Genomic DNA, 16,393 nt, shown 5'->3' with positions numbered 1-16,393 from the left:
GATTGGTTGTATTCATCTACTAAGCGCATTTCCTTAATCCGCTTTTGTTGGCCCACCATCAAACTGCCCATTTCTAATAAATGAGCTAGGCTGAAATTCGGGTTATGGAAATCGGGCGCTGCTTCCAAAGTGTTTACCAAACGCTTGGAAACTCGCTCGATTCCTACTTTGTGAATGAATTCGCGGATCTGTTCGTCATAAATGCGCGATCGCAAAGCACTAAAAAAGTCGATCGCCTGATCGGCAAAATTATCGACTAACGCCACAATATCGGTTTTTGACAATTTGTCCGACTCAAAAATTCCCCCAACAATGCCAATTTTATCATCCCGGCTGGGTTCCCAATAAAACTTTTCCATCCGCCCGTCGCGAATCAGCGGTGCGTACAGCGTAGAAAAATCATTTCCGGTGACAATAATCGGCACTCGGTGCAGCGGCGTACTGTCATAACTTCCCGGTAACTGCACGTTAGTTGGATTGTCAGCAATATTCATCAGAGTCGCATTGACCATCTGAGTATTGACAGTATATTGAGTAGTAGTATCGAACCTGCCAGCACCAGCATCCAAATCGTTAATAAAGATGGCGCACATCTCGCCGCGCACGCGAATTTGCTCCGCAGCTTCCCGGTAGCGCAAGCGAATTAAACGCGCCGGATCTCCGGCATCCGGGCTTTCTAATTCCCCACCAGATATCATCACCGGTTCAAAGCCCATCCGCCGAAAAACCAGTTCGGTTTGAAAAGTTTTGCCTTCTCCTTTGCGGCCGTGAATTCCCAAAATTAGGGGAACTCTTACCCCGGGCAAATTTAAAAAGTTCTTAGTGACGTGCACCGCAACTTTATCGAGAAAGTTAGGAGAAATGTAATAACTCATCAGTAGATTTGTGAGGGATTAATTGAGGTTACTGTTATGATTTTATGACAAAACTAACAGCCTGCACCGCTAACCTGGATTTTTACCGTACAATCGAGGTCTGCATATTATGTGTTAAGGAGCGATTCGTGAGTCCAGAAACCTTACTAAAAGAACCAAGCGTGCAAGCCGAAGCCAGTCCCTTCAGTTCTGAGAGCTTCGACAGCTATGTAATGACAACTTACGGGCGTTTTGCGATCGCCCTAGAACGGGGCCTGGGCTGCCGCGTTTGGGATACCGAGGGCCGCGAATATCTCGATTTTGTGGCTGGTATTGCTACCTGCACTCTGGGACACGCCCACCCGGCAATGATTGCAGCGGTAACTCAGCAAATTCAGACGCTGCACCACGTTTCTAACCTTTATTACATCCCCGTACAGGGCGAGCTGGCGAAGTGGCTTGTAGACCATTCTTGCGCTGACAGAGCCTTCTTTTGCAACTCCGGCGCGGAAGCTAATGAAGCGGCAATTAAACTCGCCCGCAAGTACGCCCACGAAAAATTAAATATCTCGAATCCGACAATCATTACCGCCGTTGCGAGTTTCCACGGGCGGACTTTGGCGACAATTACGGCAACCGGACAGCCTAAATACCAGAAGGGTTTTAGCCCTTTGGTGCCGGGATTTCACTATGTGCCCTACAACGATATTAGTGCGATCGAAAGTGCGATCGAGCAACTCGACAAAGACGAACGCCAAGTAGCAGCAATTATGCTGGAAGCGCTGCAAGGCGAAGGCGGAGTTCGCCCCGGAGATATCGCCTACTTCCAGCGCATTCGGGAAATTTGCGACGAAAAAGGCATTTTGCTGATTCTCGACGAAGTGCAAGTCGGGATGGGACGCAGCGGCAAATACTGGGGCTACGAAAACCTCGGCATTGAACCGGATATCTTTACCTCTGCCAAAGGATTGGGCGGCGGTATCCCGATCGGCGCTATGCTGTGCAAATCTTTCTGCGATGTATTTGAACCGGGAAGTCACGCCAGCACTTTCGGCGGCAATCCTTTTGCTTGCGCTGTAGCTTTGTGCGTTTGCCAAACTTTAGAACGGGAAAACCTTCTAGAAAACGTGCAGCAGCGCGGGGAACAGTTGAAAGCAGGGCTTAACAAGTTGGCGGCAGCATGTCCGCATTTAATTGCCGAAGTGCGCGGCTGGGGTTTGATTGTCGGGATGGAATTGCAAGCTGACATCGAACTGACATCGGGCGATATCGTCAAATCTGCGATCGCCGCAGGAGTTTTGTTGGTTCCTGCAGGGCCGAAAGTGCTGAGATTTGTTCCGCCGCTGATTGTCACTGCCGCTGAAGTCGATCGAGCTCTGCTGGCAGTGGAATCAGCGCTGCGCTCTCAAGCGGTAAAGTAAAATTTACTGAGTTGATTTTTGTTAGCTGTAGCGCTGAAACTCGCGCAATATCCTAGATAACTCACTTAGTCGAGAACACACTCTTCCTGAGAAACCGGGTTTCTTTCGAGATTCCTCGTTACCAAACCCAATAGTTTCCCAGAAGCCCGGTTTTTTGGCCTAAGTCCGATCGGGGTATAAAGTAAACCCGCCCCGCTGCAAGTCTGTCAGGGCGGGTTTGTCAAATTTAGAACTGTCTGTGAAACCCGCCCTGACAGACTGACGGTGTTTTGAACTGCGATTTTACTAAAGAGCAGCGCGCAAAATTATACTATTAGCGATCGTAGGTGCTAGTTTTGCTATCTGAGTGTCTGTTGGGACTTGTGAATCCTGGTTGAACTATTTCGCCCCCTTCCCACTAAACGAAGTACCGTTATAGTGGGAAGGGCGGGTGACGACGATTGTATCCTCAAGTAATTTTGGTACTCGCTTTCAAGATAGAAAATATGTAATCCTCGTCACAAAATTTTTTCGTAATGCTTTGCTCGTCAACTGTATATTGTGAGAGAATAGAAGAATTAAGGAGGTGATGTTGATTGCTACACAAGGCTATCCAAGTTAGTTTGTATCCTACCCAAAATCAACAAATACAAGTAGCTTCAACTTTTGGGGGTGCGCGTTGGTGGTCTAATTACGATCTAAATAAATCAATTGAAGTTTATAAAAAAACTAGTAAAGGACGTGGCTACTACGGCCTCAACACACTTTTGCCGACTCTTAAAAAATCCGGTGTAAGTGTAGGGTTAGGTCAGTATTACAGCCAAATTGGGCAAGCTGGTAGGCTCAACTTAACGACTGCATACAAAAACTTTTTTGATGAAATGGCTGGGTTTTATAAGTTCCCATGTCAAGCTAAAAAAATGTTATTTCAGCATCCTAAAAACGTCAATTTTGTGTGTGGTCTAATTTTAGCTTATAGTATAATAGCCAAGACAAAAATAAAGAGATATAGATTAAATGAGGGGAAAATTCAGACTTCAATTATTAGTAAAAAATATTCATGGAAATATCTTGCATCTATATTGACGGAAATCAATAAGGCTGAGAACAAGAAAAAAAAAGAATGTAGAATTGCTGGGGATTTAAAAGTATCTAAATATGACAATGCCAAGCATTTTGCCAAGCACGAGAAGAACTTGAAGCGCCAGCAGCAAAAGTTAACAGACCAGCAGAAAAGAAGTAATTCTGAATACAAATATAGGAAAGCTGTGGCAAAGGTATGCGAGCGGTTTAGGAATGTGTGGCAACATTTTCTACATAAACTAAGTTATAAGTTAGTCAGCGATCGCCTCGGGGTCATAGTAGAAAACTTTTATTTCTGGGACATGATTCGCAATCAAAATTTGGTCAAAGCAAGATCGGATGAGGTTGTGGGAAGTTTTACCAACTTCTTAGCCTACAAGTTGGCTCGCAAAGGCGGGAACTTAGTTGACATTGATAGAGGGTTTTCCAGTTCCAAGGTCTGTTCTAATTGTTTCCATCAAATGGCCGAGATGCCATTAGATATGAGGGAATGGACTTGTCCTCACTGTGCTACCGATCGCGATCGCGAGGGGAACGCAGCGATAAAGATGAAAGCAGAAGGTATCAAAATACTAAAGGGGGAAGGTTCAGCCGTTTCGGCTTTAGTAGGATGCGAGGTAAGACCAAAGCTGGGAGGAAAGTATAAGCTAAGGCACTCGCCTATGAGTACAGAAGCCCCTACTATATTCGGTACTACGATTTAGGGGTGGGTAGTTCACTTGGTTGCACGGAATCAGCGCTCCTATGGTTAATAGTTTGGCGGAATGCACGATGGACGAACAGCGTCGCAAAACTGATGTTAATATGCTCCAAGCGCTGCTGGAAAATCCTGGCGACTCAGGAATAGATTTGATTTTGAGGACGAACCCAAAGTCGATCGACTTTGGGTTCGTGCAAACGCTTTATTTGGAAGAAGTGGTACTGACGCGAGAAAGCTTGCTGAAAGCTGCAAAATTTTTCCAAAGGGCGATCGCACCATTAGAATCTGCAAAGGGCAATTCTAAATTGCCCGCAACCGGGGCAGCATATCTGGCTTTTTTAGCAGAAGTATTGCAGGCAGTGGCGCGCGGCGCTGATTCGCAGCACCTGTACTCGCTGCTGAGAAATAATTTAGATAAACTCGACCAGAATTTTGCACAACTGCTGCGCTGCTGGGCAAATTTGGTGTTTTCTGCTGCCAAAGAATCCGAGAGAAGGCGCATTGCAGCGTTAATCGGCAATCTGAGCAATAAAATTGGGCGGTTTCCCCTCGGCAGCAAGGCTAATAACTTGGAAATCGAAATTGCCGGTTACGAAACAGTTGCTAAGGTGTTTACCCGCAAAGACTTTCCCCAAGAATGGGCAGTGATGCAAAACAATCTGGGCAACGCTTACACCGATCGCCCCAAAGGTGATAAGGCTCAAAATATCGAACAGGCCATCGCTTGCTTTGAAAATGCCCTACAAGTACGCACGCCCGAACACTACCCGGAACAGTGGGCGACGCTACAAAACAATCTGGGCAACGCTTACAGCGAGCGTCTCCGGGGAGATCCGGCAGACAATCTAGAACACGCGATCGCCTGCTATCAAAACGCGCTGCGAGTTCGCAGCCGCGAGACTTTCGGGCAAGAGTGGGCTAGCACTCAAAACAATCTCGGCCGTGCTTACAGCCGTCGGCTGCAGGGCAACCGATCCCAAAATCTGGAACTGGCCGTCGCTTGCTACCACAATGCTTTGCAAGTCTACAACCGCAAGGTGTTTCCCCGGCGTTGGGCCACAACTCAAAATAATTTGGCAAATGCTTACTGCGAGTTGCAGCAGGGCAACCGAGCTGAAAATCTAGAATACGCGGTTACGTGCTATCAGAGAGCTTTGCAGGTGCGGACTCGAGAAGCTTTTCCGCAGCAGTGGGCGACAACTCAAAGGAATTTGGGGCGGGTGTTTGTCGATCGCATCAAAGGCGATCCGGTGGAAAATCTGGAAATGGCGCTCGTCTGCTATCAAAATGCTTTACAAGTCTACACCCGCATCAAATTTCCCGAAGCCTGGGCTTCGATCCAAACTTACCTCGGTAGGATCTACAGTCGTCGGGTGAAAGGGGAAAAAGCCGAAAATATGGAAATGGCGATCGCCTGCTATCAAAATGCTTTGCTGTTTTGCAACCGCCAAAAAACTCCAGAACGCTGGGCAATGCTGTGTGCCTACCTCGGCCGCGCTTTCTGCGAACACGTGAAAGGGGAAAAAAACCGCAACCTCAAAAGCGCGATCGCCTGCTATCAAAATGCGGGCGAAGTCTACACCAGGCAGGCCTATCCCAACCGCTGGGCAATGCTGCAAATTTATCTCGGCAGGGCTTATTCGCAACTGACCGAGGCGGAAAACTTGTCCCACATGGAAAGCGCGATCGGCTGCTATCACAACGCCACCCAAGTCTACACTCGCGAAACCTATCCCCACCGCTGGGCTGAAATTTTATTTTATTTGGGTCAAGCTTACCGAGTTCGAGGCGATTTGCTTCGCGCCTACGGGGTTTTTACTGCTGCTGTCGATACTGTGGAATTCTTGCGTTGCGAAGTTGGCGTTGATACAGTCGATTTTGGCGATCAGACGAATACCGCAAAAGTCAAATTAACCCGCACCTGGGCTGGACTCTATAAATGCCTGGTGCAAGTTTGCCTGGAACTCGGCGCCAGCCAACCTGAATATTACGCTAAGGCTCTGGAATACGCCGAACGCCACAAAAATCGGAATTTGGTAGAACTGCTGGTTAAATGCCACTTGACTCCGAAAGCCGAAATTCCTGCAGCGGTGCGAAGCGAGTTGGAGTCGCTGCAACTGGAAATAGCGGGGGAACAGCAGCACCAAGAAGAGGGAGAACCTGAGCCCAACACGACCTTGATTTCTGAGGGCGATAGCCAAGGTTTGAACAGCGGTTCTCTGCTGCCGAACTTGGACTTTATGCACTTAAATCAATTGTGGAAGCAGTTTGATAGGTTGATTGCGCGGGAGGTGCAGGCCAACGACCCTTTCTTCAGCCTAGCTCACAAAGTTGAACCGATCGCTTTCGAGCAAATTCGCCAATTGTTGCCTGATGACAATTGCGCTGCTGTGGTGTGGGCGAGTTTGGGAGAGTTGCTGGTTGCTTTTGTGGTGGTAAAGAGTGCACAATATCCCGCCGTTCACCTGTGTTCGTCGGAAAATGCTTTGGCTGCCGAAAGTTGGGGCCAGGAGTACCTCACCGCTTATTCTGAACAAAAAGGTCGCTGGATCAATCATCTCCCGGCTCGCCTCAAACGCTTGGCTACGATGCTGGAAGTCGATCGAGTGGTGGCGCTGATTCCCGATAATTGCGATCGGCTGATTTTTGTGCCGCACCGATTTTTGCACGCTTTGCCACTCCACGCTTTGCCTTTGGCGGGGAGAGACGGGTTTGATGATGGTGGGGGAATTTTTAGGTCTGGGTGGAGCGATCGCAGCGGTTTTGATCTGGAAACCTACAGCCTTTCGGATTTTTCTCAAAGTTCGTCTTTTGGCGACGTTGCAGCGCCTGCTGCTTATTTGATCGATCGATTTGCCGGAGGAATTCGCTATGCTCCTAGCTGTCAGCTATTGCTGTTGAGACAAAGTGCACACGGAGCGGCTCTTGGTCGGTACAGACCCGGTTTGCAGCAGCTTTTGGCAATTCCAACTTTCACCAGAGATGCGTTCTACAGCAACATTGAAATCGGCACTATTTCCCAGTATTTTGCCAGTACAGAAGTTGTGCGCCATAAGCCGGCAATTAAAGAGGCTTTTTCCCAAGAAATGTCTGCTAATAATGGAAACTCGCCCCAGGAAATAGGGCAGTTGCAGCAGAAAAAATGCGCTCACTTTGCTTGTTTGAGTTTGCTTAATTTGGCTTGGCCACTGAAATCCGCAGTGTTTTTGAGGAATGATTCTCTGAGTTTGGAGGAAATTTTCAATCTAGATTTTCGACAATATTTTTTAGTTACTTTATCGGGTTGCGAAATTGCCGCGGGCGGAGTTAGCGGTGCTGGAGGAGATTTTGTGGGTTTGTCGGCGGGTTTGTTGTATGCTGGCACGTCTAGTGTGGTTAGCAGTCTTTGGAAGGTGAACGATGTTTCTACGCTGCTGCTGACGAGCAAGTTTTATGAAAATCTGGGACGGTTTTCTCGGTTGCAGGTGGGAGATGTGGCGATCGCGCTGGGGGACGCTCAAAGGTGGCTGCGGGATTTGACTAGCGAGGAATTGGAGGTGTTGCTGGCGGATTTTCAACCTCAAATTTCGCAAATGTTCGATCGGCTTTCTCAAAGTTCTCGCCTGATTGCGGAGGCTTCTTTGCAGCAAATTCGCAACCGCAAACCCTATCCTTTTGCTAATCCTTATTATTGGGCGGCTTTTACTGCGGCTGGGGTTTAGTCATTAGTTATTAGTCATTTAAAAACCCGACACTAACAACTTATTTAAAGTTATCAGTGTCGGGTATAAATTCAACAAATTACCGCAAAAATTTAGGATTTTTTGCCGAAAATTTGTTCTTTCAAGGCTTGAATTTCTTGACCTAATTGTTGTCGATTGGACGATCGCAGCAAATAGCGGTAGACAAACCACACGGTGTATCCGATACCAATTAGCTCGAATGTGGGTGCTAACAGGGGGATGTCGTTGAGTTCGTCTATTACGCCCAAAAGCACTTTCAAAGAGACAATCGAGGCTACAATTACCCCGATAACAGTCAGGGGACTTTTGTACTGTTCGTAAAAGCTGCCGATGTAAGCGGGAAACTCGGACAAAATTGCTATAATTTGTTCTTTGATCTGCTGGGCCTGACTTGGCGGTTCTTCGGTAATTATGACTTTTGTTGTACCGCTTGAACTGTCTGCTTCATTTCCGGCAGGAACTTCGGTGATGATAACGGTTGTTTCTGGTTCGTTTGATGAAGTCATTTCTCCACTCGCAATAGTTTTTTGCTGGTTGGCGGCAGGTATTTCAACTGCTGCTGCGGCTGTTTCAAGAGCCGGTATTTCGACTGCTGCAACCTCCCCGTCGGTTGGTTCAAGACCCGACACTTCGCCTGTTTCTGAAGTCGGTATTTCGACTGCTGAAACGGACGCCGCCACTGCTTCAGGAGCCGATATTTCGACTGCTGAAACCTCTGGTGCTGAAGTCGGTATTTCGGCTGGTGAAACGGACGCTGCCGGCTGTTGTGCGACAGAAGTTTCGGTTGCAGTTTCCGCGTTTTGCTGTTCTGGGGTAGGAGTTTCGGCCGCGACACCAACAGCCGGCAAATTCAAGTTGCTAATGGCATCAACCAAGCGGGTTTTAGCCGTTCCTCGCTGGTGAAGGATTACCCAAGATTCTATCAGGTCGGGGCCGTGCATTGCACCTGTCAGAGCGGCTCTGAGCGATCGCATAATTAGCCCTTTGTTAAGATTTTTCTCTTTACTGAGCTTTTTAGTGATTTTCTGAGCTTCCGCTGATGTCAGGGAGGAATGACTTTCCATCGCTTCTACAACTGCTTGTAAAGCCTGTGCAGCCCCTGGTTGCTGCAACTGTGCGAGTGCTTCTTCTTCGTATTCCACGGTGGTGGAGAAGAATACCTTACACATATCCACAGCATCGGTTAAGCGAACGAGACTCGGCCCGATTAAAGCAGCTATTTGTTCGAGCCAAGGGCGGTCTGCCTCCAAGTCAAACTCATAACCGCCTTTCTGCCACCAATAAGGTATCAGCAAATCTGTCAATTGCGGCACTGGCATTTTGTGCAGGTATTGACTGTTTAGCCAATTGAGTTTATCCCAATCAAATTTTGCACCAGCTTTGTTGACTCGATAGAATGTAAATAATTCTGCTGCTTCCGACAGTGTAAATATTTCCTGCGTTGAATCCGGCGGAGTCCAACCGAGCAAAGTCATGTAATTAACTAAAGCTTCGGGCAGGTAGCCCATATCTTTGAAGTCAGAAATCGAGGTTACGCCGTCGCGTTTAGAAAGCTTTTGCCCTTGGGAGTTTAAAATCAGCGGCGTGTGGCCAAATTCTGGGATTGTCGCGCCCAAAGCTTCGTACAGCAATATTTGTTTCGGAGTATTGCCGATGTGATCTTCGCCGCGGATGACGTGGGTGATGCCCATGTCGATGTCATCGACAACTACGGCGAGGTTGTAGAGGGGTTGACCGATGACGCCGCCGCTGGATGCACGGGCAATTACCATATCGCCGCCGAGGTCGCTACCTTTCCAGGTTACGGTGTCGCGCACCATGTCGTTCCAAGAAATTGTGCGATCGTCGTCGATGATAAACCGAATCACAGCTTGTCGCCCTTCGCCTTCAAAAGCTGCGCGCTCTTTGCTTGTCAAGTTGCGGTGCCGGTTGTCGTAGCGGGGGGCTTGTTTGTTGGCTTTTTGTGCTTCCCGCATTTCGTCGAGTTCTTCCGACGTGGTGTAGCAGCGGTAGGCGAGTCCATTGTCGAGAAGGGTTTGGACTGCTTGGCGGTATATTTCCAGACGCTGCGACTGAAAACTCGGGCCTTCGTCCCACTCCATACCCAGCCAGGTGAGGCCTTCGAGGATGTTATCGGTGTATTCGCTTTTAGAACGTTCTACGTCTGTGTCTTCTACCCGCAGGATGAATGTGCCGCCTTGGTTGCGGGCAAACAGCCAGTTGAATACGGCGGTTCTGGCGGTACCGATGTGTAGGTTTCCGGTGGGACTGGGGGCTAGACGGACTCTGACATTCATGTAGATTTTTGCTTTTAGATTGGGGGCGATTTGCTGGTTGGGGGAATAGCTGATGTTTAAGACTTCAAATTTTATTATATTTTGTTGCCGAATTAACAGTTGTGCTTGGCAGGTGCTTTGCCTCGATTTGTCTGATATTTGACTATCGGGCGATCGGGCGAAAGTCTCCGGCAAGGCACGAGAAGGCATCTTGATGATATTAGCATTGCGGGTGGCCAAGACTGGATTGACCTTTGGGACTATTTTTCACACCACAAATAACTGCTTTAGGAGTACCCAAGGTGCTCCTGATAACTATTGATGCTTGTAAAATGTTTGTGTGCGATCGACGACATTAAAATATATTTCCCTATGTCTGCTACTAAAACCGAGTTTTCCGAATCTGTTGCGCCCTCACCCAAGTCTGTTGCGCCTGCTTGGCAGATTGAGTTACTGTACGACGGTGAATGTCCTCTGTGCGTGCGGGAGGTTAATTTCTTGAAAAAACGCGACGCAGGGCGAGGTTTAGTGTCGTTTGTGGATATCGCGGATGATGGCTACAACCCGGAGGCCCACGGCGGAATCGACTACGAAACGGCGATGGGGCGGATTCACGCGGTGTTACCCGACGGTACGACTGTTAAAAATGTGGAGGTTTTTCGTCGCACTTACGAGATTTTAGGTATGGGCTGGGTTTATGCTGTGACTAAGTTACCAGCGATCGGGGCGATCGCCAATTGGCTGTACGGAATTTGGGCCCACTGGCGGCTGAAGCTGACGGGAAGGCCGGATTTAGCAACAATTATGAGCGATCGAACTCAGCGGATCGAGTGCGAAAGTCAGGGTCGCTGCCAACCCAACTCAAAATGAGTCATATTTAATAAGTTCGATCGGTCTATCAGAAAATGTCAGCAGAAACAGACTGCAAGTAACATTAAAGATGGACTACTATTAAAGGTCAAAAAAAATGCAAGATGCAGGCTATACAGTCTTCATGGGCTTCGGTGGTCTCTGGATACTTATGGGAATTGTCGCTGTAATTTTCCTGTTCAAATCGGACGGTCAAAAACTTAGGTTTGGCAAATGGGGACTGCTAGTGGCGATTCCGATTCTCGTACCCATCGTCCTAGTTCTGACATATCAGATCGCCCGACCGTTTATTTCCTCGCACCTTTGAGCGCTGCTGGGAGTCGATCGTCCGTGGGATAAAGGAATTAGTTAAATTAAGTTTAGTATTATTGCTCATTTTCGGGCGATCGCAACTGGTGCCTCACCCATACTCGCAAAGCCTCAATTATGGTAGTATCATCCTCCGTCTCGGCCATCTGCAAAAATTGATTGATTATTTCTGAAGAAACAATCGGAAAAGCGCTACTGTATTCACAGCTCGCATATTCTCCGTTCTGAAGTTGAAAAAATTGTACAGTCTCTCCGAGATATCTCCAAATTTCTGGAACTCCTAAGTTTTTGTAGATAGTAAAGCGATTAGTAGATGGACTGGTGAGATCGACTTCAATAATTAAATCTGGTGGCGGGTCGATTGACAAGTTAATTTTTCGGCCGCGAATACGATCGACATTTTGGATATAAAAACATGAATCCGGTTCTGCACCTTGCTTTAAATCTTCACGGTTGAGAGTCGTCGAACCAAATCCCTTGCGTTTCAATTTTAATTCGTCACTTAAAGTAGTCACAAACTGTTTCAACAAACAATTAACAGTTTCATGCAAATCTGATGGCATGATAATTTCTAATACTTCTTGAGAATACGAAAAACGCGAGGATCTCTTGTCTCCCGCTTCTGCTAATAAGGTTTGGTAAGTTTGCCAACTGATATTAGATAATACCACCCGCTGTGTAGTTTTTTCTGGGGAGGGGTTAATGAGCGTAACTGTCATATTTCGCTCCTCCTTACTCAATTAATAAAATACCAAAAGCTTAAACTTTGTATTTTAAACTTTTTATTTACGAGAGAACGGGACAGACGGGGCTCGAACCCGCAACTTCCGCCGTGACAGGGCGGTGCTCTAACCAATTGAACTACTGTCCCTCGTTTTGCCGTTTTTTCAGGCACAATTTCTATTATGCCTATAACTTCACCTTTTGTCAAGAGGTTTTTTGAACTTTTATTTGGAAGCCCAAAATTTGAGTCTCTTGCAGGGGACTGAAGTTGTTGTCGCTCACCAAAATCAGACCTCTGCTAGCATCCGCCAGGGCGGGGCCAAATGTCAAGCCCTCAATGTTGTCTAGAGGAATTTTCAGGGTTTCCAAATCCAGAAGCAGGCGTTTTTGAGCGGGAGAAACCTCGCTGAGACGGCTTTTGAGGCTTTCGAGTGCTTCAATACGATCGCCCTTTTCCAGAGAAATCTCAAAAATTCTGATAGTTGTGCCGGTTTCCAGGGAGAAAGCACGCTCTAAACTCAGCAAGCGGTTATCGTCGATCGCCACCAAATCCACTAAACCGTTGCTAGTTAATTTTCCCACAGGATTCGCACCAGGAGGTAGCGGTTCGGTGATGTAGAGAAACGATGCTTCTGGAGTGCCGCTCACCGCATCGTAGCGCACAATCCGGCAGGGACTCCCGGTTTCCAGGGAAACTACGGCGCCATCTTGAACCAAGGCGTTTTCGGTGGCGGTGAATAGGTATTTGCGATCGGGCGTTAAAGTTAAACTTTCAAATGATAGATTGTTGCGGATGCCTTTACTGCCTTTGTCGTCGGGCAAAAATAGTTCAGGAATTGCCAGCGTTTTCAGGAGTTTACCATCGAGAGAGAACTCTTTGATAAAAGGATTTATTTGGCGATCGACATCTCCCTCAGAAGAAACAAACACGCTATTGCCAGTAAAAGCTATCCCTTCCGGATCTAAACTTAATTCAGGAAAACCTTTACCGTTTTCATCTAATAAAGTAGTGACACCACTAAAAGTAATTTGCTCTTTTTCCAGTTTCCCAGATTGCAAGTTGATTTTGAGAGTATAGAAGCGCGCCGGAGCCTTGCTGCTGCGGTCATCAGAAATGGCATAATAAACTTGTTTCTCGGCATCATAAGTAATGCCAGAAAGTCCGCCAATTTCCGTCCCCTGAAACGGAGAACCTGTAGGAAATATTGCTCTGCCGATAAAATCTATTTTCGTAACAGCGAAAGATTTGGCTGACTGGTTTACCCAAATAGCAACAGTTGCTGCCATCAAAAAACAGACAATAAATATAGTTGCTTTTGCTAGCCTTCGCATTTTACCAATAAATACATTATTACCTATCTTCCTCTTCCCTTTCTTCCTTCGCGCCCTTCGCGTCTTCGCGGTTCATTACATCCAAAAATCACGGTTCATGATTCAGCAAAAAATTGGTCAACCAATCTTTAACTACATAAGTAGCACGACAGTCGTCCTCATTGTAGCGGACGATCGCCTCTAGGAGCGATCGATCGCCAGTTTTGAGCCAATCGTCGTACCAGCAGACGCACTGAGCACCATTAGCCTTAGCATCTCGCCAGTCAAAACCCAGCCAGCGGGCAATTGGTTTGAGCGCGTAACTTTCCACCGGCATAATCGCCTTTTGCGTCACTTGTTTGTGAATATCTACAAACCGTTTCAGCACAGGTTTCCACAAATAAGCGGGAGTATTGTAAAGTTTAGCCAGTCGCTTAAAAGTCTTGACTTCGTAGTCGCAAAAGTGGAAAATCGGAGCAATGGGGTAAGCCCACATTAATTCTAAAAATTGCTGCCAGATTGCACCTTCCTCTGCTGCTGATTCTGCTAAAAAACCGTGGAATTTTTCCGTCTTGTTGTACCTGTCAACAACTAAGACTCCGTGGAGGTAATCCAAGTTTAACTCGGGTTCCGCTTCAATGTCAAAGTAGAGTTCGATTGGGGCGATCGGCAAAAATACAGATTGAGAATATGGAATTGGTTTCTTGCGGAGAATTGGCGCAGGTATAGAAGATGTCGCAGGTTTATTTTCTCTAATTTTTACTTCCTCAACTGCGATATCATTCAAGATATTATCTACAATATCTGGTACTATTTCAGAGGAGTTAAGTTCTTCTGAATTCTCACTTCTACCTTCTCGATCGTTAATCCCTGTATCCGTGTCGTGCCTCCCTTCTTCCTTCTTCCCTCTTCCTTCTTCCTTCTTCCTGACATCCGTTACATCCCGTACATTGCTCGTTGCCGAACTTCCTTCTTCCCGCAACAGCGGTTGATTTAGCAAATGCGATTTAGCTTGCTGCACCACATCAAAAGCAACTCTGTCCGGGAATTCGGGATACTCAGCCAGCAGTGCGGAACTAGCATTAGCGAGAGCTTCAACATCAGTAATTTCGAGAGCTTTTAGTCTAGCATAGCGGCTGGCAGTAACTCCCGGCAATAAGGAAAGATGTCTAATAGATTCGGCTTCGGCGTGACAGATAGTATACCAACCGCAAAGATTGCACTTTTGCCTCGAAATAAACACTTCTGGCTTATCCCGATTTTCTATCATCTGAATGCAGTTGTCTAAAATCTCGAACATCTGAGGAGTTCGCTGGTCGAGATTAACCTGCCACAGCCCTTTTTTTCGCAGCATCAGCCACGCAGTATCGGGCATTGTTTCCTGTACGGAAGCTAAAACATGGGCGTGAAAAGCTGCGATAATTTGATACTCTTGTTTTGGTCGTTTACTAAGCCAAATATCCGCAGTAATATAACTCCAATTGCCAAATTTTGATTTTCCCGGCTGTTTGATTAATAAATGGGGACGGCTGATCAGGGTAATGTTTGAAGAGTGCAGATTGGAGGATGAAAGATGAACTGAAGTTTCGGGAATTTCACCAAATTCTGGGAAATATTGACTGTCAATTCCTACCAGAGAAGTTGTTGCGGCGTTGGTTTGACCGAATTCGCCCTGGATCAGAACTCCTCGGTAAATGCGATCGACCCCTTGCTGCATTAAACTCAATGTAGCGGCCGCGCCGGCTTCCCAATCCCCTCTAGGATAATATGGTTGTTGGTAAGTCTCGTGTTCCAAAGCTTGCTGCTGGTATGCGGCGCTGTCGCGCATCAGTTTCAGCAAAAAGTCGCTGGGGGGATCTAGTTGTTTCCAGTCTCCGCAGGTGTCTAAAAATGCTCGGAGATGGCATCGCTGATAGGAAAGTAGTAGTTTGTCAGTTATTAACATTTAGTATTCGCAAGGCATAGAATAATTAGAAGGAAAGCACGACACGGATTTTGAGACGGATACACGGATTGATTATTTAGCTTGAGGCAAAAGTCAAAGGATAGAAAGTTCACAGCATTAGTTATTCAATATTAACGCTATCAATAATTCGCCCAAAAAAATGACAAAGGACAATCACCGGCAACAATTCCCAGCTTTGGCCAATAAAGCTTATTTTAACTACGGCGGACAAGGGCCGCTGCCTGAGCCTGCTTTAGAGGCGATTTATGAGGCTTACAAACGGGTGCAGCTTGGGGGGCCGTTTTCGGGGGAGGTGGGGGCTTGGGTGGTTCAGGAGGCGATGCTGACGCGACGTGCGATCGCATCTGAGTTGACGGTACCTCCTGAAACCATCGCCCTAACTGAAGATGTCACCGTCGGCTGCAATATTGCGCTGTGGGGCATTGACTGGAAAGCAGGCGACCATTTGCTGCTTTCTGACTGCGAACACCCCGGCATTGTAGCTAGTGTAATGGAACTTCAGCGCCGTTTCAACATTGAGGTTTCGGTTTGTCCGTTGGCGGCAACTTTGAATGAAGGTGATCCGGTGGCGGTGATTGCTGATAGTTTGCAGCCAAATACTCGCTTGTTGGTTATCAGTCACATTTTGTGGAATACGGGCCAAGTTTTGCCTCTGGCTGAGATTGTGAAAGTGTGTCATGAACCCCCCCTAACCCCCCCTTGGCAAGGGGGGGGACAAGAGGATTTTTCCCTGATTCAAGGGGATGGGCAAGAGGATTTGTCCCTGATTCAAGGGGGGAGACAAGAGGATTTGTCTGCAAAGAAGCACAAAGTTAGGGTGTTAGTTGATGCGGCTCAATCTGTGGGGGTTTTGTCTTTAAATTTGATTGAATCGGGGGTTGACTTTTATGCTTTTACTGGTCACAAATGGTGCTGCGGCCCGGAAGGTTTGGGGGGACTTTATGTGAGTGCTGAAGCTTTGGCAGATTTGCATCCGGTGTTTATCGGTTGGCGGGGAATTGTGACGGATGCTAATGCTAAAGTCCTGGGCTGGAAACCTGGATCGCAGCGCTATGAAATTGCGACTTCGGCTTATCCTTTGTATGCAGGTTTGCGGAGTGCGATCGCCCTGCAACATGAATGGGGTACGATCGAGGAAAGGTATGCAGAAATTTGCCGTTTGAGTAAGTATCTCTGGGA

At 47.2% G+C, this 16,393-nt stretch carries 11 protein-coding genes, 1 tRNA gene and 1 pseudogene; 6 read left to right on the top strand and 7 right to left on the bottom strand.

Translation table 11 applies throughout. The features are described 5' to 3' along the window. On the bottom strand, positions 1-875 hold an 875-nt coding region (locus tag QUA38_RS19630; protein WP_333164684.1), incomplete at its 3' end, for an AAA family ATPase. 128 nt (positions 876-1,003) lie between these two features. On the opposite strand from QUA38_RS19630, the gene QUA38_RS19625 reads away from it, so the two are divergent. The 3 genes from QUA38_RS19625 to QUA38_RS19615 all read left to right on the top strand — a co-directional run bounded on the left by QUA38_RS19625 (position 1,004) and on the right by QUA38_RS19615 (position 7,738). Next, positions 1,004-2,275, top strand: coding sequence for an aspartate aminotransferase family protein (locus QUA38_RS19625; RefSeq protein ID WP_333164681.1), 1,272 nt, complete (start codon positions 1,004-1,006; stop codon positions 2,273-2,275). Positions 2,276-2,850: 575 nt separating this feature from the next. Then, entirely contained in the window at positions 2,851-4,041 is a 1,191-nt protein-coding gene (locus tag QUA38_RS19620) for an RNA-guided endonuclease TnpB family protein (protein WP_333164680.1), read from the top strand. A gap of 40 nt (positions 4,042-4,081) precedes the next feature. Next, on the top strand, positions 4,082-7,738 hold the full coding sequence (locus tag QUA38_RS19615) for a CHAT domain-containing tetratricopeptide repeat protein (RefSeq protein ID WP_333164678.1): 3,657 nt from the start codon (positions 4,082-4,084) through the stop codon (positions 7,736-7,738). 92 nt (positions 7,739-7,830) lie between these two features. Here QUA38_RS19615 and QUA38_RS19610 read toward each other — a convergent pair whose 3' ends face one another. Together QUA38_RS19610 and gltX are read right to left on the bottom strand one after the other, a co-directional pair. Then, positions 7,831-8,265: a CAAD domain-containing protein gene (locus QUA38_RS19610; RefSeq protein ID WP_333095419.1), complete on the bottom strand. Its 435-nt coding sequence runs from the start codon at positions 8,263-8,265 to the stop codon at positions 7,831-7,833. Between the two features lie 348 nt (positions 8,266-8,613). Beyond that, positions 8,614-10,056 (bottom strand): annotated as a pseudogene (gene gltX, locus QUA38_RS19605) (glutamate--tRNA ligase); the annotation flags it as partial. Between the two features lie 351 nt (positions 10,057-10,407). Between gltX and QUA38_RS19600 the strand changes: the two are divergent. Together QUA38_RS19600 and QUA38_RS19595 are read left to right on the top strand one after the other, a co-directional pair. Further along, positions 10,408-10,905 carry a DUF393 domain-containing protein gene (locus QUA38_RS19600; protein ID WP_333095268.1) on the top strand — a complete coding sequence of 166 codons (498 nt, stop codon included), beginning with the start codon at positions 10,408-10,410 and terminating at the stop codon, positions 10,903-10,905. A gap of 97 nt (positions 10,906-11,002) precedes the next feature. After that, positions 11,003-11,212: a hypothetical protein gene (locus tag QUA38_RS19595; protein WP_333095267.1), complete on the top strand. Its 210-nt coding sequence runs from the start codon at positions 11,003-11,005 to the stop codon at positions 11,210-11,212. 58 nt (positions 11,213-11,270) lie between these two features. On the opposite strand, the gene QUA38_RS19590 is transcribed toward QUA38_RS19595, so the two are convergent. The 4 genes from QUA38_RS19590 to QUA38_RS19575 all read right to left on the bottom strand — a co-directional run bounded on the left by QUA38_RS19590 (position 11,271) and on the right by QUA38_RS19575 (position 15,193). Beyond that, positions 11,271-11,933, bottom strand: a complete 663-nt coding sequence (locus QUA38_RS19590) for a Uma2 family endonuclease (RefSeq protein WP_333095266.1) — start codon at positions 11,931-11,933, stop codon at positions 11,271-11,273. A gap of 78 nt (positions 11,934-12,011) precedes the next feature. Beyond that, a tRNA-Asp gene (locus tag QUA38_RS19585) sits at positions 12,012-12,085 on the bottom strand. Between the two features lie 56 nt (positions 12,086-12,141). Further along, the gene (locus QUA38_RS19580) at positions 12,142-13,224 is read right to left on the bottom strand and encodes an esterase-like activity of phytase family protein (protein WP_333164676.1); all 1,083 of its coding nucleotides are present in this window, start codon (positions 13,222-13,224) and stop codon (positions 12,142-12,144) included. Positions 13,225-13,357: 133 nt separating this feature from the next. Further along, positions 13,358-15,193 carry a TM0106 family RecB-like putative nuclease gene (locus QUA38_RS19575; protein WP_333095263.1) on the bottom strand — a complete coding sequence of 612 codons (1,836 nt, stop codon included), beginning with the start codon at positions 15,191-15,193 and terminating at the stop codon, positions 13,358-13,360. A 160-nt stretch (positions 15,194-15,353) separates the two neighbouring features. Here QUA38_RS19575 and QUA38_RS19570 point away from each other — a divergent pair. After that, a partial coding sequence (locus QUA38_RS19570; protein WP_333164672.1) for an aminotransferase class V-fold PLP-dependent enzyme occupies positions 15,354-16,393 on the top strand: 1,040 nt, incomplete at its 3' end.

Origin of the sequence: Microcoleus sp. Pol12B4 (assembly GCF_036701385.1) — a bacterium.
Lineage (GTDB): Bacteria > Cyanobacteriota > Cyanobacteriia > Cyanobacteriales > Microcoleaceae > Microcoleus.
The sequence above is the reverse complement of the archived record's forward strand: the minus strand, read 5'-3'. Positions and strand labels throughout refer to the sequence as shown.